Source organism: Halomonas sp. AOP5-B2-8, assembly GCF_052376475.1.
Taxonomy (GTDB): Bacteria; Pseudomonadota; Gammaproteobacteria; order Pseudomonadales; family Halomonadaceae; genus Vreelandella; species Vreelandella casei.
On sequence record NZ_JBQSVS010000004.1, the window covers coordinates 38,579 to 57,057 of the forward strand.

An 18,479-nucleotide genomic window follows, 5' to 3' on the forward strand; every position below is an offset into this window, starting at 1 on the left:
TAACGCACTATAAGGAGGCAGGCTAATGACTAATACGATGCTTCCTTCCCTTCTGTATGGAGAAGCACGATGTCCTCGCCGAATCCTGATGCCCCAAAAAGCTCTAAGGTACACGATCCCAAGGTTTTTGAGTATCACAACCCGGCTGGGGGCTGGGGTGCGCTTAAAGCCGTGGGTAAGCATTTACTGCATAGCCGCGCCGTGGCTACCAATGCGCGGGCGCTGTTTAAGCTCAATCAGCCCGATGGGTTTGATTGCCCCGGCTGCGCCTGGGGTGACCCTGAGCACGGTTCTTCATTCGAATTTTGTGAGAACGGCGTAAAAGCAGTGACGTGGGAGTCCACTTCCAAGCGAGTGACGCGGGATTTCTTTGCCAAGCATACCGTTAGCGAACTCAAAACCTGGGACGACTATCGTCTGGAAGATCAGGGGCGGCTGGTCGAGCCGATGCGCTACAACGCTGAAACCGACCACTACGAGCCGGTTGCCTGGGACGCGGCGCTGGACTTGATGGCCGCAGAACTTAAGGCGCTGCCCACGCCGAATGACGCTATCTTCTATACCTCCGGAAAGGCGGGTAACGAGTCGGCGTACGTGTTCCAGCTGCTGGCGCGGCTCTATGGCACCAACAACCTGCCGGACTGTTCGAATATGTGCCATGAGGCGAGCGGCGTTGCCCTTGGCGCGGCGCTGGGGACTGGCAAGGGCAGCGTGCGGCTGGCGGATTTTGAGCAGGCCGAGGCGATTTTTGTATTTGGCCAGAATCCCGGCACCAACCACCCGCGTATGCTGGGTACGCTGCGTGAAGCCGCTGAGCGTGGCGCCACGATCGTCAGCTTCAATCCGCTGCGCGAGCGGGGGCTTGAGAAGTTTGCCAACCCGCAAAAGCCGCTTGAAATGCTGCATAACGGCAGCCATGCCATCAGCTCGCATTACTTTTGCCCTAAGCTGGGCGGCGATATGGCCGTTTTGCGCGGCATGGCGAAAGCGCTGTTTGAGCGTGATGGCGCAGGCGAACCCGTGCTGGACCATCAATTTATCGCTGAGCACACCGTTGAACTTGACGCCTACCGCCGCGAAGTAGAGGCCACTGAGTGGGAGAAGATTGAGGCTCAGGCAGGCTTAAGTCGAGCGGAAATCGAGCAGGCCGCGATGCTGTATGCCCGCTCCAACGCCACTATTATCTGCTGGGCGATGGGCATTACGCAGCACGTGCACTCGGTGCCGACCGTTCGTGAAATTGTTAACCTGCTACTGCTTTGCGGAAACCTGGGTAAACCCGGCGCCGGTACCTCGCCGGTACGCGGACACTCCAATGTGCAGGGCGACCGAACGATGGGTATTTTCGAAAAGCCCTCGGATGCACTGCTGGACGCCCTGGAAAGCCGTTACCAAAGACCCATGCCAAGAGCGTTTGGCGTTGATTCTGTGGCCGCCGTACAGACCATGCGTGATCAGCCGGGCAAGGTGTTTATTGGCCTAGCCGGTAATTTTACCCGCGCTATTTCCGACAGCCGAGTGACCGAAGCGGCGATGTCTCAATGCCGCTTAACGGCGTTTATTAGTACCAAGCTCAACCGCAGCCACTTAGTGACGGGTAAAGACGCGCTGATTCTGCCTTGTTTGGGGCGCACCGAGGTCGACCGCAGCGCAACAGGCAAGCCGCAGCTAATTACCGTGGAAGACTCTATGAGCATGGTGCACGGGTCGGCGGGCATTAATCGCCCGGTGGATAGCACGCTACCCTCTGAAATCACCATATTGACCGGCCTTGCCGAGCGCTTGCTGGGTAACGACGTAGCCGATTGGGCCGCCATGCGTGACGACTACGACGTGATTCGCGAGCATATCGAAGCCGTCATTCCCGGTTTTGATAATTTTAATGAGCGTGTGCGTGAGCCGCGCGGCTTTTGGCTGATGAATCCGGCCTTTGAGCTGCGCTTCCCTACCCAGAGCGGCAAGGCCGAGTTTTCTGATGCCAGGTTGCCTGAGCAGGTAATGCACCAGCAGATGACGGGCCGAGAAGGTGGTTGGCTAACCCTGCAAACCATGCGCTCCCACGATCAGTACAACACCACGATATACGGCTATAACGACCGCTATCGGGGCATTGAAAACGGCCGCCAGGTGATTTTCCTGAATACCAAGGATATTGATCGGCTGGGCTTTAAAGCAGGCCAGTGGGTGGATTTGATTGGCGAATCGGGCGATGGCATTACCCGCCGAGTGGATGGCTTTAAAGTCGTTGCTTACGCAACGCCCGAAGGCTGTGCCGCCGCTTACTACCCCGAAACCAATCCGCTGATCCCGCTGGATCATAAAGGCGATCAAAGCCATACCCCAGCCTCCAAGTCGATTGCTATTCGCCTGGAAGCTAGCGCCCGGATTGTCTGAATAAATGTCTGAGAAAATGCCTGAACCCACGGAGGGGCAACACCTGCAGCGCGCACTCACCGCACTGCAGGCCGCGTATCCCGAGCTCGACACCCTGGCCGCGCTGGTGCTGCTGGCGCTTGATGCTTCGCCGCCCTCTGACAAGGGTGTTTCCAGCGCGCTATTAGCGAGACATTTGGATATTGAGCATGCGCTTATCCGTCGCGCCTGCACCACGCTTGAAGAGGCGGGCTGGGTTCATTCCCAGCCCGCTGGTGGGGCAAGCTCGGCACTGCGGGTGGTGTTGATTAAACCGCTTCTCGCGATGGGCTAAGTTAGCGGTTTAGCACGCAGCGGTTGCTATGGCTGCCGCTGGCGAATGGCGGCTTCGATGCCCTCAGCGTCCAGGCCGCAGTCGTGCAGCAGCTGGTCGGGCGTGCCGTGCTCGATAAAGGTATCCGGTAGGCCGAGATTTAATACTTCTATCTGCACGCCTTCGGCATGCAGCAGCTCGTTAACCGCGCTGCCTGCGCCGCCAGCAACGACGTTCTCTTCCAGCGTAACCAGCAGTTCGTGTTCATCGGCGGCGTGAAGCACTGCATCGCGATCCAACGGTTTAATCGAGCGCATATTGATGTGCGTCGCGTTTAAGCGTTCGGCAATCTCGGCAGCAGGGCCGTTTAAGCTGCCAAAAGCGAGCAGCGCGATGCGCACGCCGTCGTTAGAAGACTGGCGGCGGATCTCCGCTTTGCCAATCGCTAGAGGCTCAAGGTGCGTTGGAATATCGACACCCGGGCCGGTGCCGCGCGGGTAGCGTACGGCGGCAGGGCCGGGGTAGTGATAAGCAGCGCTGAGCATGGCGCGACACTCGGCTTCATCCGCCGGGGCGAGAATCACCATGCCCGGCACACAGCGTAAGAAGGAAAGGTCCATGCTGCCGTGATGCGTGGGGCCGTCTTCGCCTACCAGGCCCGCTCGATCAATCGCGAAGGTGACGTCCAGGTTTTGTACCGCCACATCGTGAATTAACTGATCATAGCCGCGCTGCAGAAAGGTAGAGTAAATGGCAACGACGGGCTTCATGCCTTCGCAGGCCATGCCCGCCGCTAGCGTTACGGCGTGCTGCTCGGCGATCGCGACATCGAAATAGCGCTCCGGGTACTGCTTAGAGAAGCGAATTAAGTCGGAGCCTTCACGCATCGCGGGGGTGATCGCCAGTAGGCGCGAATCGTGAGCAGCCATATCGCAAAGCCAATCGCCGAACACATTGCAGTACTTTTTCTTAACGACGCTTTTCGGTAGCGGCGCTTGCTTGAGCGCTGCACTGGGTTTTTCGAGCTTGGTAATCGCGTGATAGCCAATCTGATCCGCTTCCGCCGGTAAGAAACCTTTGCCTTTCACCGTTTTGATATGCAGAAACTGCGGCCCATCAAGGTCACGCAGGTTCTCAAGCGTCTCGGTGAGCGCGCCAAGGTCGTGGCCATCGATGGGGCCTACGTAGTTAAAGCCCATTTCTTCAAACAGCGTGGCGGGGCTGACCATGCCTTTCATGTGCTCTTCGGTGCGTCGGGCAAGCTCCAGTGCGCCGGGCAGGTGTGAAAGCACTTTCTTGCTCTCTTCGCGAATTTTGAGGTAGGGCTTGCTGGAGAGTACCCGGGCGAGATAGGTGGCCATGCCGCCAACGTTCTCGGAAATCGACATTTCGTTGTCGTTGAGCACCACAAGCAGGTTAGCGTTGACGTGGCCTGCATGGGCAAGGGCTTCAAACGCCATGCCTGCCGTTAGCGCACCGTCACCAATAATCGCACAAACGCGCCGCTGGCTGCCCTGTGCTTTGGCGGCCAATGCCATGCCGAGTGCTGCTGAAATAGAGGTGCTGGAATGCCCCACGCCGAAGGTGTCGTACTCAGATTCAGCACGGTTAGGGAAGGCCGCTAAGCCGCCGTGCTGGCGAATGCTGAGCATCGTCTCACGACGACCGGTAAGAATTTTGTGTGGGTAGGCCTGATGGCCAACGTCCCACACCAAGCGGTCGTCCGGCGTATGGAAGGCACGGTGCAGGGCAACGCTGAGCTCGACAACGCCAAGCCCGGCACCAAAGTGCCCACCAGACACGCCTACGCTATACAGCAAATAGGCGCGCAGCTCGTCGGCCAGCTGGGCGAGCTGGTGCGCGTTCATGGCCCGCAGCGCAGCCGGGTGATCAAAAGAGTCGAGCAGGGGCGTTGCAGGGCGCTCACGGGGAATCTCGTCGAACAGCTTCATGGGCATGTTTTCATAGACATTATTTTCATAGACATCGTTTGCATAGACATTATTTTCAGGGACATTGTTTGCATAGACATTGTTTGCATAGACATTGCTTAGTGGTCGCGCTCGATCATGTAGTGGGCAAGATCGGCCAGCGGTGCAGCACGCTCCCCCAGTGGGGCAAGCGCGGCAATGGCTTCGTCGATCAGGCTTTGTGCTTTACGCTGTGCGCCTTCTAAACCCAGCAGGCTGGGATAAGTGGGCTTGGCACGTGCGGCATCGGCGCCTGACGTTTTACCTAGGGTAGCGGTATCGCCGGTCACGTCCAGTATGTCGTCGTGAATCTGGAAGGCTAAACCAATGGCGGCTGCGTAGCGAGTTAACGCGCCTAAGCGTGGGTCGTCTTCATCAACCGCCACAAGGCCGCCTAGGCGCACGGCGGCAACGATCAGGGCACCGGTTTTATGGGCATGCATGTGGGCCAGCGCATCGACATCCGGATGACCACCGACCGCATCTAGATCCAGCGCCTGGCCTGCCACCATGCCATCGCGCCCTGAGGCGCAGGCAAGCGTATATACCAAATTACCAAGCCGCGGATGTGCTGTGCTGGACAGTACTTCAAATGCCAGCGCCTGCAGCGCATCCCCGGCTAGAATCGCGCTCGCCTCATCAAAGGCTTTATGCACGGTGGGCTGTCCGCGACGCAGGTCGTCATCGTCCATGGCGGGCAGGTCGTCATGAATCAACGAGTAGGCATGAATCAGCTCAATTGCTGCGGCAGGGGCATCCAGCGCATCGTCTTTTGCGCCTAGCGCGTGGCCCGCCATATATACCAGCAGTGGGCGCAGGCGTTTGCCGCCGGCTAGCAGGCCATGGCGCATGGCGGCCTCCAGCCGGGGAGCGACCGCCTGTCGATTATCAAGCTTTCTATCATCGTCCTGTCGATTATCAAACAATGCCGCTAGGGTCGCATCTACGCGGGCAGTGCTAGTACGGCGTAAAACGGCAAGCTGGCTAGACTGCGTGGCTACCATGGGGGCGTCTCCTTGCTGTCTTCCTCGGCGTCGTCCTTGGGCACGTCCTTGAGATCGTTCTTAGCATCGTCAGGGCCAGCAAAGGGTGTCACGTTTAAGCGTCCTTCGCTGTCTTCACTGAGTGCCCGCACTTTAAGCTCAGCGGTATCCAGCCGCTGTTGAGCATCGCGAGTTAATCGCACGCCCTGCTCAAATGCAGTCAGCGCATTTTCCAATGAGAGCTCGCCTGATTCTAGGCGTTCGACGATGGTTTCGAGTTGCTCAACCGTCGCGGCAAAATCCTGCGGAGATGATGTGGTGTCGCTCATTGGGGTGCCTGCAAGCCGATATTTTTAAATATAGGTACATAGTATACACCGACGCCTGGGGGGGGCGTCTGCCTTTCCATATACGCGAAAGGCGACGACTTGCGACAGATTCATCGTTAGCACGCACACTTTTCATCATCTTGAATCGGTCTGAATGAGGCGGGCTGTGCTAGGATATGGGCCTTCCGTGAACCGATACACGGCGCATGCCGCCGCCCATTAGAGGTTGATTCAGCCATGGCCAAAACGTCCCTGGACAAGAGCAAGATCAAGATCCTGCTACTCGAGGGCGTCCACCAAAGCGCGGTGGACAATTTTCACACATCAGGTTACGCCAGCATTGAGCACCTGCCGACGTCGCTGGATGAAGACGCGCTGATCGAAAAGATCCGCGATGTGCACTTCATCGGCATTCGCTCGCGGACGCAGCTGACTGAGCGCGTTTTCGAAGCGGCAGAGAAGCTGGTGGGTGTTGGCTGTTTCTGTATCGGCACCAACCAGGTCGATTTGACTGCAGCGCTGAAGCGCGGCATCGCGGTGTTCAATGCCCCGTACTCCAATACACGCTCCGTGGCTGAACTGGTGCTGGCAGAGGCAATTATGCTGCTGCGAGGTATTCCTGAGAAAAACGCTCGTGCCCATCAGGGCGGCTGGCTGAAATCAGCGAAAAATTCTCACGAAGCCCGCGGTAAAACGCTGGGTATCGTTGGTTACGGCAGTATCGGCGCGCAGCTTTCTGTGCTGGCTGAGTCGTTAGGCTTTAACGTTATTTTTTACGACGTGATCACCAAACTGGGCATGGGTAATGCCAGCCAAGTGGGCAGCCTTGAAGAGCTACTGGGGCGTGCGGATGTGGTCAGCTTACACGTGCCTGATCTTGCCTCAACCCGTTGGATGATCGGCGCGAAAGAGATTGCGGCCATGAAGCAAGGCGCAATCTTTATCAATGCTGCGCGCGGCAGCGTGGTAGAAATCGAACCGCTGGCAGATGCGATTAAAGCGGGCAAACTGAACGGTGCGGCGATTGACGTCTTCCCGGTGGAGCCGAAAGGTAACAACGAGGAGTTCCAAAGCCCGCTGCGTGGCCTAGAAAACGTGATTTTGACGCCACACGTGGGTGGTTCAACCCTGGAAGCTCAGGAGAACATCGGCATTGAAGTGTCAGAAAAACTGATTACGTATTCTGATAACGGCACCACTGTGACCTCGGTTAACTTCCCTGAAGTGGCGCTGCCTGCACATCCAGACAAGCACCGCCTGCTGCATATTCATGACAACGTACCGGGTGTGCTGTCGCAGATTAACCGTGTGTTGTCTGAAAATGGCATCAACATCTCCGGCCAGTATCTGCAGACCAATGAGAAAGTCGGCTATGTGGTTATCGATGTCGATAAAGCCTACGGCCCTCAAGCGCTGGAAGCATTGAAGCAGGTAGATCACACGCTAAAAATTCGTGCGCTCTACTCGTCTCACAACAGCTAGCGCTTAGCAGTAAAGGCCACCGCATAAAAAACGGCGCCTCTTTTGAGGCGCCGTTTTGGTTGGTGCAGGCTATTAAGCCAGGTCAAACAGCAGCACTTCGCCCGCTTCTTTACCGGTGAGAGTAATCATCTCTTCCGGCTGGAAAGCGGCCGCGTCGCCTGCGCCGAGCGTTTCACCGTTAATTTCCATGGTGCCGTTAACAACATGCAGCCAGGCATGACGGGCGGGTGGTGTAGTCGTGCTTTCCCCTGCTGCGAACAGCCCTGCGTAAAGGTTAACATCCTGGTTAATGCCCACAGACCCATCGCGGCCTTCTTCAGAAGCCACCAGACGCCACTTTCCCTGCCGCTCAGCCGGCGGGAAGGCTTTCTGCTCGTAGCTGGGAGCAATGCCCAGCTGTTTTGGCTCAATCCATATCTGCAGAAAATGCAGGTCGGATTGCTCAGAATGGTTGAACTCGCTGTGCTGCACGCCGGTGCCTGCCGACATGCGCTGCACGTCGCCTGGGCGCATCACTTCACCGTTGCCCATATTGTCTTTGTGCTCCATTTCCCCTTCCAGCACGTAGGAGATAATCTCCATGTCGCGGTGGGAGTGAGCGCCAAAGCCATGGCCGCCCGTCACGCGGTCTTCATTGATAACGCGCAGGGCACGAAATCCCATGTGCTTTGGATCAACGTAGTTGGCGAAGGAAAAGGTATGGTAAGAGCGTAGCCAGCCGTGGTCAGCGTAGCCGCGCTCATTGGCTCGGCGAATAATCATGGTGTACTCACTAGAATGCGTGGGATGGAATAACCCCAATATACGCTTCGTTGGAGCGGCGTGGGGTGAAGGTTTCAGTACGATCTCGTCGAATAAATCGATGGATTGAACTCGCCGTTTAATCCCCCGGCTAATGCATCCAAGATTCAAGCGTGCAGCGCTTTAGGGTAGAATGTGCGCGATTATTCACCCGGTCCGCCCTTTGCGAGGGCGACTACCAGGAGCTTCACATGTCAGTAGCCACCACAATCTCCAGTACGCCCCCCAGCCCCATGCCGCCCACCGTGGTCGCGGCGCTGTATAAATTTGTCACTTTGAACGACTTTGAAGCACTGCGTGATCCGCTGCACCAAACAATGCTGGATAACGGCGTGACGGGCACCTTGCTGCTTGCTAAAGAAGGCATTAACGGCACGGTGGCGGGCAGTCGTGCCGGCATTGATGCGCTGCTTAGCTGGCTGACTGCCGACTCGCGCCTGGCTGACATTGATCATAAAGAATCCTACTGCGATGAAACGCCGTTCTATCGCACTAAGGTGAAGCTCAAAAAAGAGATCGTGACGCTAGGCGTGCCGGATATTGACCCCAACGACACCGTCGGCACCTACGTTGAGCCAGAAGACTGGAACGCCGTTATTGCCGACCCGGAAGTGTTGGTGATCGATACGCGCAATGACTATGAAGTGGCCATCGGCAGCTTTGAGCGCGCGATAGACCCGAAGACCACGACCTTTCGGGAATTCCCTGAGTACGTGCGCGAGCACTACGACCCCGAAAAGCATAAAAAAGTGGCCATGTTCTGCACCGGTGGTATTCGCTGCGAAAAAGCCTCGAGCTTCATGCTTAAAGAAGGCTTTGAAGAGGTTTACCACCTAAAGGGCGGCGTGCTGAACTACCTGGAGAAAGTCCCGGAAGAGCAGTCGCTGTGGCGCGGCGAGTGCTTTGTGTTCGATAACCGTGTCACGGTACGCCACGATTTAAGCAAAGGTGAGTTTGAACAGTGTCACGCCTGCCGTATGCCGATCTCTGCCGACGACATGCAGTCCTCCGCCTTTGAGCCCGGCATTAGCTGCCCCCACTGTATTGATTCGCTGCCCGAGAAAACCCGCGCCGCTGCGCGCGAACGCCAGCGCCAGATTGAGCTTGCCAAGTCTCGTGGCGAGCCCCATCCCTTAGGGCGCGACACGCGCAAAATGAAGAAGTAGCGACCAATACGCGCACCTTGTGCGCTAGACTGATGGGCCATGTGCTACTCAAATTGGAGTTCATCATGCCCATCATCTCTACCGGTTCATCGTCTGCAGGTGCCTCTGCCTCCCTTCTGCAACGCAGCGACCATCTAGGCGTCACAACGCTAACCATGCGCGCGCCTGAGCGTTTTAATGCGCTCTCTGAAGCCATGCTGCAAGCCTTTCAGCACGCGTTAGCCGAGATTGCCGACGATAGCAGCGTACGCTGTGTTGTGATCGCCGCAGAAGGCAAAGCCTTTTGTGCCGGGCATGATTTAAAGCAGATGCGCGCCAACCCCACTAAAGCTTACTACCAGGCGCTGTTTACCCGCTGTAGCGAGGTAATGCAGGCCATTGTTAACCTGCCTGTGCCGGTGGTTGCTAAGGTCCAGGGCATTGCCACTGCCGCTGGCTGCCAACTGGTGGCCAGCTGCGATTTGGCGGTCGCTGCGCGCAGCGCTCGTTTTGCCGTGTCGGGCATTAGTGTGGGGCTATTTTGTTCTACGCCCGCTGTGGCTCTGTCACGCAACGTGGCGCGTAAGCGCGCCATGGAAATGCTGCTCACCGGCGAGTTTATCAGCGCCGAGCAGGCGGCCGAGTGGGGGCTGATTAACCGAATGGCCGAAGATGACGCGTTGGATGAAGTTCTTGCGACATTGACCACGAGCATCTGTGCTAAAAGCGCCGTGGCGGTGCGTGCCGGCAAAGCAATGTTTGCTCGCCAGCTTGCCATGCCGCTTGATGAGGCTTACGCGTTTGCGGGTGAAACAATGGCCTGCAATATGCTGGCCGAGGATGTGGGCGAAGGCATTGATGCGTTTATCGGCAAGCGGCCACCGCAATGGCAGCATCGTTAACGTTACGCTGCTGCTTTAGTGGAATTCGTTTCCGTAAACGCGACAGCGGTCGCATTGGCACGTTATCCTGATGCCCTGTTTATTTTTAGAAATAGTATGTTTAGAAATACTATTTTCAGGAACGGTATTGTCAGAAATGCTGTTTTCAGGGACGGCGTCTTCAGGAAAGGCGCTTTTAAGATAGTCTTTTAAAGTCGTTTTTAAGAGAGCCTTTTAGGAGAGAGCCCGGTGAGTGAAGCCAAACGCAGGACGGTCGGTCGTCCGGCGAGTACCGCCAAAGCCAGCGGCGGCCATAGCCAGTCGCTGGTACGTGGCTTAACGCTGATGGAACATCTCGCGGCTAGCCCGCTAGGCTTAGCGCTGTCAGAAGTAGCAGAGATGGCCGAGTTGGCGCCTTCAACCACCCATCGGCTGCTACAGGCGCTACAAAGCCAAGGCTTTGTGACGCAAGAGAATGAGCAAGGTCTGTGGCGAATCGATGTCAAAACTTTCCGTATCGGCAACAGCTTTCTGGAAGCGCGCGACGTGGTGGCGACCAGCCGTCCATTTCTGCGTCGGCTAACGGCCGAAACGGCCGAAACCGCTAACTTGGGCATTCGCGATGGGGCAACGGCTGTCTTTCTTGCCCAGCACGAGTCGCCTCAGATGATGCGCATGATTACTCGTCTGGGCTCCCGTGCGCCGCTGCACGCCTCGGGTGTGGGTAAAGCGCTGCTGGCGTGGATGCCTGATGACGAGCGCCTGCAGCTGCTGGAACAAGGCGAGCTTGTACGAGTGACGACGAATACGCTCTATCAGCCCGACACGCAGCAAGCCGAGGTGGCGAAAATTCGCGCTCAGGGCTTTGCCTGTGACCGTGAGGAGCATGCCATTGGCCTGCACTGCGTGGCTGCCTGTGTGTTTGATGAGCACGGCACACCGATGGCGGCGATATCCGTTTCAGGCCCGATGGCAAGGATTCCCGAAGCGCGTTTGCTGACCTTGGGCGAGCTGGTTCGGCAAACCGCCGATGAAATTACCCAGCAGCTGGGCGGGCAAGTGCCGCGCTAGCTTAGGCATGCCGAGGCTATGGTTACACCACGATGCTGAGCCTATTTTTTGTCGCTTTGGTGAGTGCTACGCTGTTACCCGGTGGGTCTGAGGTGTGGCTAGCACGGCTTTGGTGCGTGGGTGAGCCGCCGCTGGCGCTGTGGTTCGTGGCTACGGCGGGCAATACGCTGGGCAGCATGATCAACGTTGCGGTGGGGCGCTATGCTCGCCGTTTTCAAGACCGCCGCTGGTTTCCGGCATCGCCACGTAGCCTGGCCCGCGCCCAGGGTTGGTATCATCGGTTCGGTGAAATGAGTCTACTGGTGTCATGGGCACCGATTATCGGTGATCCGCTTACTGTTCTCGCCGGCGTGTTTCGGCTGCCCTGGTGGCGGGCATTAGCGTGGATTGTGGTTGCCAAAGGCGCTCGTTACGCACTGGTGCTGCTATTGGCGAATCAATGGCTGGCACCGTACTGTCAGTGAAACACCTTGTTAATCAAGTCGTGTTACCCTGTACAGCTTTATAGTCGGCTGAGTTGTCAGTGTCGGTAATATCGGTTGCGTAACACACAGCAGCCGTTAGATTGAAAAGAATACTCACCCAAAAGGAGGTTAAGGTGTGAAGCCACTTCGTTTATTACCCTGGCTAGGTGTCTGGCTGCTGGCAATGATTGCCTTAATGGCCACGCCAGCAATGGCACAGAGCACGCCTAGTGAATCGGCCAATGCCGATAGTTCAGCGTCATCTGCGCAGGCAGAGCCTGCCTCCTACGAGGCATTGGCGGGTCTCTTAGAGAATGAGCAGTCGCGACAAGAGCTGATTGATATGCTGCGCAATCAAGCCTCAGCGCTGCCCGCTGATATTGCCGCTGAACTATCGCCTGAAGCCGCCGCAGAAGGCAGCCAGCTGGCGCCGGAAGATGTATCCCTACCGCGGCAGTTGGCTGAACTCACTAGCCGTGTGGTGAGTGATGTGGGTGGGCAGTTTGAGCAAGTGGGAAGTATCTTAGGAGACCTGTTCACGGGGCAAGGGGCCGATAGCGTCTTTGATTTGGCGTCCTTCACAAGTGCAGCGATCAATCTGGGCATCGTGATTGTCGCTACATTTGTAATGTTTATGATTTTCAGGCGGTTAGCGAAGCCTCTATTTACTAAGATAAGCGGTTTGTCGCTCAACGGCAGCAACTTAACACCCGTATTGCGCTTAATTGGCTGCGTGGTGATTGCCGCAGTTATCGATGTGCTGCTGATTGCCCTTGCCTATGTGGGTGGCAATTTGTTGGCCACTTTTGCGGTAGGTGAAACCGGTGAACTTTCCACCCGCGCTTCGCTGTTTTTAAATGCTTTCTTAATTATCGAATTACTTAAAGCCGCGGTGCGGATGTTGTTCTCTTCGCGCTATGAAGGGCTGCGCCTGCTGCCTATTTCGGCCCAGGAAGCATCCTACTGGAACCGTTGGCTGGCACGCTTGATTGGCATGGTTGGTTACGGTCTTATGGTCGTGGTGCCGCTGGTGAACTTCTATCTGGCCGCGTCGCTTGGTCAGGCAGTCGGTACGCTGATCATGTTAATGGCGTTCATTTACGCCGTCGGCTTTGTGTTTAAAAACCGTGTGCGCGTGCGTAATAACCTTAACGCGACCGCATCGAGAACAACGATGACGGCCAGCCGCGTCTCACTGCAGCTGTTTGCACGCACCTGGCATCTATTCGCACTGTTTTACTTCCTGATGGTGTTTGTACTGACGTTAACTCGCCCTGGCGATGCGTTGCCGTTTGTTATGTTCGCCACGCTGAAGACGTTAGCGGCCGTTGTGATCGGGCTATTGGTATCAACTTTCCTTACGCAGACGATTGGCCGCCGCATCACGCTGTCAGACGATCTGCGTCGTAAGCTGCCGCTGCTTGAAACGCGGCTAAATAGCTATGTGCCTAATGCGCTGCGCGTGCTGCGCACGATCATTTTGGTCGTGGTCATCATGCTGGTGCTAAATGCCTGGGGCGCCTTTAATTTAGCCGCTTGGTACGCCTCTGAGCGCGGCGCGAACTTAGTCGGCAACCTAACCGGCGTTGCCGTTATTTTGATTGTTTCACTTATAGTTTGGCTGTGCTTGGCAAGCTTGATTGAGCACAAACTTAACCCGGAAACGGGCATGGGTGAGCCTTCTGCACGGGCGAAAACGCTGCTCAGCCTGTTCCGTAATGCACTGGCCATTGCGATGGTGACCATTACCGGCATGATTGTGTTGTCGGAAATTGGCATCAACATTGGCCCGCTGATTGCCGGTGCCGGTGTGCTCGGTTTAGCGATTGGCTTTGGCGCCCAGAAGCTCGTTCAAGACGTGATTACGGGCGTGTTTATCCAGATCGAAAACGCGATGAATACCGGCGATGTCGTCACCGTGGGTGGCGTTACCGGTACCGCTGAAAAGCTTAGCATCCGCTCTGTAGGGATCCGCGATCTCTCTGGTACGTATCACATTGTGCCGTTCTCAAGTGTCGACACCGTCTCTAACTATATGCGTGAGTTTGGTAATCACGTTGGCGAGTACGGCATTGCGTATCGTGAAAGCATTGACGGCGCCATTGAGCAGCTCAAACTTGCCTTTGAAGATCTCAAAGCCAGCGAAGAGCATAGTCATAAACTGTTGGCCGATATGACGGTGGCAGGTGTCGTCGCCTTGGCAGATAGCTCCGTGAACATCCGTGTGGTGATTAAGACCACGCCGGGCGATCAGTGGGGCGTTGGCCGTGCTTACAACCGTTTGGTCAAGCTGCGCTTTGATGAGGCGGGTATCGAGATTCCGTTCCCGCATACGACGCTTTACTTCGGGCAAGACAAAACCGGCTCTGCGCCGCCCGCGAACTTACGGGTTATGCAGCAAGCCTTTACGATTGATGGTAGCCCCGCAGGGCAGCCTAAAGCCGGTGATCTCTCCACGTCGGATGATCGGTTTGACCCTCGCAGCCTTCAATCAGCCCCTGAAACGTTTGAGCATGAAAAGCCTGATCATGATGATGTGGGTGAAACCTAAGCCGCTGTCATCTTAACCCTCAGCGAGGCCGCCTACGGGCGGCCTCGCTGCGTTGCGTAAGCGCGACTATTCATTCCTTTGCCTCGACTGTTGGCTTTGAACGCTTCAGCGAGAGTCACTTAATTCGTCATGCATTCCAATTTGGCATGCATTGAGCGTTTTTTTTCGTTTGTGATCTACCGTTTGAATTTGCTTTGATAAGGGCATTAACCCTTGAATGACAGAGAGAAGCAACGGCGATGGATCTTCCCCATGTAAGTGCCGCGTTGGGCGTGTTACATCCTATTTGTATTGCTCGCGGACTTAATGCTGAGGTTTGGGATGAGTCCGGTATGCGCTATATCGATTTTATCGGTGGCATTGGCGTGCTTAACCTTGGTCATAGCCATCCGGCCGTGGTTGATGCCGTTAAGCATCAAGTAGAAACGTTAATGCACTCTGCATTTAATGCCGTGCCTCATCGTGGCTATTTAGCGGTAGCGGAAGCCTTAAATCAGTTTGTCCCGGTTTCGTACCCACTTTCCTGCATGCTAACCAATAGCGGTGCAGAAGCTACTGAAAACGCATTAAAAGTTGCCCGAGGCGTTACCGGTCGACAGGCGGTTATTGCCTTTGATGACGCTTTCCATGGCCGTACGCTGGCTGCTTTGAACCTGAACGGTAAGGTTAAACCTTATAAATCAGGACTTGGCGCCTTGCCTGGCCCTGTCTATCACCTGCCGTTTCCGAGTCGCGATAGCGGTGTAACTGCCGAGCAGTCGCTGGCCGCGCTGGAGCGCATATTCGAGGTTGAAATACCTGCCGATGAAGTGGCCTGCATCATTGTTGAGCCGATTCAAGGCGAGGGCGGTTTCCGTTTGCTCTGCCCGCAGTTTGCTCAAGCCATGCGCGATATTTGTAATCAGCACAATATCTTATTGATTTTCGATGAAATTCAGTCTGGTTTTGGGCGTAGCGGTAAACGCTTTGGTTTCACGCATGTGGGCGTTGAGCCGGATCTTATCTTAATAGGTAAAAGCATCGCCTCTGGGCTGCCGCTGGCCGCTGTCGTAGGGCGGGCCGAATTGATGGATGCCTTACCCAAAGGCGCTTTGGGAGGAACATACTCCGGTAACGCTGTGGCATGTGCAGCGGCACTGGCCGTGATGGACGTTATGCAAGAAGCCACTTTGGCCGAGTGGGGTGCACGTCAAGAAACGCTGATGGTTGAGGCCTACCAAGCATGGCAATCAAGCGAGCGCTTTCCTATGCTGGGCGCCATGACCGGTGTTGGTTCCATGCGTGGCATCGTCTTTAACGATACGCCAAATGCCAGCGGAGCTGAGCATCTGGCGGCGCTGCTAGCAGCAGGACGCAAGGCCGGTATTCTGCTGATGCCGAGCGGGCGGAAACGCAATATTCTGCGCTTATTGCCGCCCCTCACCACGGAGCCGGAAATCTTAAAAGAAGGCCTAGATCTTATTGAGCAAGCGCTGGAAACGCTAAGTGCATGATTGCAGCAGAAGCCGGTGAACGTATTAGTGCGTTACACGTGCGCTTTTTACAAGCCCTCAGAATACGCGGCTTCGACGGCGAAATTGCCCCTGACTATGCCAGCCGCACTGTGCTGGCCACCGGGTACTTCTGTCGTAGCCAGGTAAAACGGTTTTCAGATCATATATTGCAGCACCCCCTTCAAGCGCTGTTGGCGCAACTGACGGCGAGCACTCCCTTTTCACCGTAACAATACACATAGAGAGCCGTGAAATGACCCATACCCCTTTTTTAGCCACCAATGACGTGCGCGACCGTTTCTCCACGGCTATGTCGGCGATGTATCAAACGGAAGTGCCCCAGTACGGCACGCTGTTGGAACTGGTGGAGCAGGTTAACCAAGAGACGCTGAGCCAGCAGCCTGAGCTGCGCCGCCGCTTGGAAGCCCAAGGAGAGCTGGCGCGACTGAGCGTAGAGCGCCACGGGGCAATTCGCGTAGGTTCCGCCGATGAATTATCCATGCTGCGCCGCCTGTTTGCGGTGATGGGCATGCACCCGGTCGGCTATTACGATTTGTCCGCAGCGGGCGTGCCGGTGCACTCGACGGCTTTTCGCCCTATCGAAGATGAGGCGCTGGCGTGTAATCCTTTCCGCGTGTTTACTTCACTGCTGCGCCTAGAGCTTATTGAAAGCGAGGCGCTGCGCCAGCGTGCTGAAGAGATTCTGGCTAAGCGGGATATTTTCACACCTAAAGCGCGCGATTTGATCAAGCGCTTTGAGACGCAAGGCGGATTAACCAGCGACGAGGCCGATCAGTTTGTTAACGAAGCCCTAGAAACGTTCCGCTGGCACCAGGATGCCACGGTAGACCTAGACACCTATCAGGCGCTGAGCGCTGAACACCGCCTGATTGCCGATGTAGTGTGTTTTCGTGGCCCGCACATCAACCATTTAACGCCGCGTACCCTGGATATTGACGAAGCTCAGCGCCGTATGCCGAGCGTCGGCATGAATCCCAAGGCCGTGATCGAAGGCCCGCCGCGTCGTGAAAGCCCCATCTTGCTGCGCCAAACGAGTTTTAAAGCATTAGAAGAATCTATTCGCTTTGCCGGGGATGCTCAGGGTACGCATACCGCGCGATTTGGCGAGATCGAGCAGCGAGGCATGGCGCTCACACCTAAAGGCCGGGCGCTTTACGATCAGCTGTTAAATGAAGGCCGTAAGCAGACGGCAGGGTTAGATAACGATGCCCACCAAGCGGTGATGGATAAAGTATTTACAGCGCTGCCTGACAGCGATGAAGCGATGCGCCGCGAAGGACTCGCCTACTTCCACTATCATCTCACCGATGCTGGAAAAGTCGCTACAGGCAATACCAGTAGCGATATGGATGCCCTGATAGCACAGGGTTTGGTTGAGGCGCAGCCCATTACCTATGAAGACTTTTTACCGGTCAGCGCGGCAGGTATTTTCCAATCTAATTTGGGCGGCAACGCCAGCGATGCCTATGCTGGCAACGCCAATCGAGAGGCGTTTGAAGAAGCATTAGGGGCACCGGTGACGGACGAACTGGCGCTTTATGCCGAGCGGGAAAACACTTCTAAAGCGAAGGTGTTGGCAAGTTTATAAGATGACGTGCTCGTTTCAATCCTGAAAGCTGGTGGCACAGATATGTGCTACCAGCGATTTTAGTCCATAAAGATTAGAAAGTGGGCCCAGATTGATTTTTGGCGCACATAAAATAATCAGGCAATAACATATTATCGATAGTGTCTGATAGAGCATCTAATCATCTGAATTATAAGTTAATGTTACAGTCTGGATATCTGCCTTGCTGTTGCTATTAATAAATCCGATAAATTCTGTTCCAGCTCGTCAGGCATGCTCCGTGCTCGAGACATTGAGATACTGACAGCTGCACGTGGTTGGTTATGTCGATCTAATATAGGCACTGAAATTGATATATCGGATAGAAAATATTCCTCTACTGATATTGCATATCCTTGGCGCCGAAATCTTTCCAAGCGCTCCATTATCGCAGGCAGTTCGTAGATGGTATTCGGCGTATAAGCCTTTCGCTGAGTTTGCTCCAATAGAGTAAGGGCATCTTTTTCATCTAACTGCGATAGCATTGCCAGCCCTGGTGCCGTGCAAAAAGCCGGAAGACGCGATCCGATCGTGATATCGGTATCGAGCATGTTACGGCTCAGCAGGCGAGATAGATACACCACATCCTGTCCATCCAAAATCGTTAGACTGACTGAGCCTTCTGTTTCTTTACTCAGGTTCAGCAAGTAGGGACGAACCTTATCAACCAGTGGATGCGCATGCAGGTAATGCGCGGCGATATCCAGTGTGCGCACGCTCGGTTCGATCAGCTGTGTTTCCTCGTTGCGCTGCAAGTAGCCAAGCTGCATCAAAGTGTGCACAAAGCGCTGAGCAGCGCTTCTGTCCATGTTACAGCGTTCTGCGAGGTTCTTGATGCTCATTGCTGGATGCTCTGCATCGAAAACCTCGAGAATCCGAAACGCTTTAACCACGCTCTTGACCATTAAATGGTCCACCTTTTTCTTTTCGTTCAATTTTTCACCTTTTAATTGACTGGTATCTGCGGAATAAAATCATTCTTGTATATTTGTTAGC

At 55.5% G+C, this 18,479-nt stretch carries 16 protein-coding genes; 11 read left to right on the forward strand and 5 right to left on the reverse strand.

All coding sequences use genetic code 11. The features are described 5' to 3' along the window. Positions 1-69: 69 nt before the first annotated feature. Both ACT3RP_RS10330 and ACT3RP_RS10335 read left to right on the forward strand, forming a co-directional pair. Complete coding sequence (locus tag ACT3RP_RS10330; RefSeq protein WP_483393734.1) at positions 70-2,394, forward strand: FdhF/YdeP family oxidoreductase; 2,325 nt, start codon at positions 70-72, stop codon at positions 2,392-2,394. 4 nt (positions 2,395-2,398) lie between these two features. Next, positions 2,399-2,707 carry a MarR family transcriptional regulator gene (locus ACT3RP_RS10335; RefSeq protein WP_441685461.1) on the forward strand — a complete coding sequence of 103 codons (309 nt, stop codon included), beginning with the start codon at positions 2,399-2,401 and terminating at the stop codon, positions 2,705-2,707. A gap of 26 nt (positions 2,708-2,733) precedes the next feature. On the opposite strand, the gene dxs is transcribed toward ACT3RP_RS10335, so the two are convergent. From dxs to ACT3RP_RS10350, 3 genes are all read right to left on the reverse strand, one after another. Continuing rightward, complete coding sequence (gene dxs / locus ACT3RP_RS10340; protein WP_444671787.1) at positions 2,734-4,644, reverse strand: 1-deoxy-D-xylulose-5-phosphate synthase; 1,911 nt, start codon at positions 4,642-4,644, stop codon at positions 2,734-2,736. 92 nt (positions 4,645-4,736) lie between these two features. After that, on the reverse strand, positions 4,737-5,660 hold the full coding sequence (locus ACT3RP_RS10345; protein ID WP_444671788.1) for a farnesyl diphosphate synthase: 924 nt from the start codon (positions 5,658-5,660) through the stop codon (positions 4,737-4,739). Continuing rightward, positions 5,654-5,968 (reverse strand): exodeoxyribonuclease VII small subunit, encoded by a 315-nt coding sequence (locus ACT3RP_RS10350; RefSeq protein WP_192535821.1) that lies wholly within the window; start codon positions 5,966-5,968, stop codon positions 5,654-5,656. The genes ACT3RP_RS10345 and ACT3RP_RS10350 overlap by 7 nt, the downstream gene beginning before the upstream one ends. A gap of 237 nt (positions 5,969-6,205) precedes the next feature. Here ACT3RP_RS10350 and serA point away from each other — a divergent pair, with 237 nt between their 5' ends. After that, on the forward strand, positions 6,206-7,450 hold the full coding sequence (serA, locus tag ACT3RP_RS10355) for a phosphoglycerate dehydrogenase (RefSeq protein WP_444671789.1): 1,245 nt from the start codon (positions 6,206-6,208) through the stop codon (positions 7,448-7,450). A gap of 72 nt (positions 7,451-7,522) precedes the next feature. On the opposite strand, the gene ACT3RP_RS10360 is transcribed toward serA, so the two are convergent. Continuing rightward, complete coding sequence (locus tag ACT3RP_RS10360) at positions 7,523-8,212, reverse strand: pirin family protein (protein WP_444671790.1); 690 nt, start codon at positions 8,210-8,212, stop codon at positions 7,523-7,525. A gap of 230 nt (positions 8,213-8,442) precedes the next feature. Between ACT3RP_RS10360 and trhO the strand changes: the two genes are divergently transcribed. The 8 genes from trhO to hglS all read left to right on the forward strand — a co-directional run bounded on the left by trhO (position 8,443) and on the right by hglS (position 17,465). Beyond that, positions 8,443-9,417 carry an oxygen-dependent tRNA uridine(34) hydroxylase TrhO gene (trhO, locus tag ACT3RP_RS10365; RefSeq protein WP_483393735.1) on the forward strand — a complete coding sequence of 325 codons (975 nt, stop codon included), beginning with the start codon at positions 8,443-8,445 and terminating at the stop codon, positions 9,415-9,417. 65 nt (positions 9,418-9,482) lie between these two features. Further along, complete coding sequence (locus ACT3RP_RS10370; RefSeq protein ID WP_444671792.1) at positions 9,483-10,298, forward strand: enoyl-CoA hydratase; 816 nt, start codon at positions 9,483-9,485, stop codon at positions 10,296-10,298. 228 nt (positions 10,299-10,526) lie between these two features. Next, positions 10,527-11,348: an IclR family transcriptional regulator gene (locus tag ACT3RP_RS10375; protein WP_483393736.1), complete on the forward strand. Its 822-nt coding sequence runs from the start codon at positions 10,527-10,529 to the stop codon at positions 11,346-11,348. A 32-nt stretch (positions 11,349-11,380) separates the two neighbouring features. After that, positions 11,381-11,812, forward strand: coding sequence for a YqaA family protein (locus ACT3RP_RS10380; RefSeq protein ID WP_444671793.1), 432 nt, complete (start codon positions 11,381-11,383; stop codon positions 11,810-11,812). A gap of 136 nt (positions 11,813-11,948) precedes the next feature. Continuing rightward, on the forward strand, positions 11,949-14,363 hold the full coding sequence (gene ybiO / locus ACT3RP_RS10385; RefSeq protein WP_444671794.1) for a mechanosensitive channel protein: 2,415 nt from the start codon (positions 11,949-11,951) through the stop codon (positions 14,361-14,363). A gap of 239 nt (positions 14,364-14,602) precedes the next feature. Then, positions 14,603-15,856, forward strand: a complete 1,254-nt coding sequence (locus tag ACT3RP_RS10390) for a 2-aminoadipate transaminase (RefSeq protein WP_444671795.1) — start codon at positions 14,603-14,605, stop codon at positions 15,854-15,856. Next, positions 15,853-16,086, forward strand: a complete 234-nt coding sequence (locus ACT3RP_RS10395; protein WP_483393737.1) for a hypothetical protein — start codon at positions 15,853-15,855, stop codon at positions 16,084-16,086. The genes ACT3RP_RS10390 and ACT3RP_RS10395 overlap by 4 nt, the downstream gene beginning before the upstream one ends. Before the next feature lie 23 nt (positions 16,087-16,109). Beyond that, positions 16,110-17,465: a 2-oxoadipate dioxygenase/decarboxylase HglS gene (gene hglS, locus ACT3RP_RS10400; protein ID WP_483393738.1), complete on the forward strand. Its 1,356-nt coding sequence runs from the start codon at positions 16,110-16,112 to the stop codon at positions 17,463-17,465. A gap of 182 nt (positions 17,466-17,647) precedes the next feature. Here the strand turns inward: hglS and ACT3RP_RS10405 are convergent, their stop codons facing one another. Then, positions 17,648-18,418 carry an IclR family transcriptional regulator gene (locus ACT3RP_RS10405; protein ID WP_444671798.1) on the reverse strand — a complete coding sequence of 257 codons (771 nt, stop codon included), beginning with the start codon at positions 18,416-18,418 and terminating at the stop codon, positions 17,648-17,650. Positions 18,419-18,479 lie beyond the last annotated feature (61 nt).

Coding starts and splice junctions, on each gene's coding strand:
- ACT3RP_RS10390 (WP_444671795.1), top strand. CDS start 14,603: ATGGATCTTCCCCATGTAAGTGCCGCGTTGGGCGTGTTACATCCTATT.
- ACT3RP_RS10345 (WP_444671788.1), bottom strand. CDS start 5,660: ATGGTAGCCACGCAGTCTAGCCAGCTTGCCGTTTTACGCCGTACTAGC.
- trhO (WP_483393735.1), top strand. CDS start 8,443: ATGTCAGTAGCCACCACAATCTCCAGTACGCCCCCCAGCCCCATGCCG.
- ACT3RP_RS10330 (WP_483393734.1), top strand. CDS start 70: ATGTCCTCGCCGAATCCTGATGCCCCAAAAAGCTCTAAGGTACACGAT.
- hglS (WP_483393738.1), top strand. CDS start 16,110: ATGACCCATACCCCTTTTTTAGCCACCAATGACGTGCGCGACCGTTTC.
- ACT3RP_RS10350 (WP_192535821.1), bottom strand. CDS start 5,968: ATGAGCGACACCACATCATCTCCGCAGGATTTTGCCGCGACGGTTGAG.
- ACT3RP_RS10395 (WP_483393737.1), top strand. CDS start 15,853: ATGATTGCAGCAGAAGCCGGTGAACGTATTAGTGCGTTACACGTGCGC.
- serA (WP_444671789.1), top strand. CDS start 6,206: ATGGCCAAAACGTCCCTGGACAAGAGCAAGATCAAGATCCTGCTACTC.
- ACT3RP_RS10370 (WP_444671792.1), top strand. CDS start 9,483: ATGCCCATCATCTCTACCGGTTCATCGTCTGCAGGTGCCTCTGCCTCC.
- dxs (WP_444671787.1), bottom strand. CDS start 4,644: ATGCCCATGAAGCTGTTCGACGAGATTCCCCGTGAGCGCCCTGCAACG.
- ACT3RP_RS10380 (WP_444671793.1), top strand. CDS start 11,381: ATGCTGAGCCTATTTTTTGTCGCTTTGGTGAGTGCTACGCTGTTACCC.
- ACT3RP_RS10335 (WP_441685461.1), top strand. CDS start 2,399: ATGTCTGAGAAAATGCCTGAACCCACGGAGGGGCAACACCTGCAGCGC.
- ACT3RP_RS10360 (WP_444671790.1), bottom strand. CDS start 8,212: ATGATTATTCGCCGAGCCAATGAGCGCGGCTACGCTGACCACGGCTGG.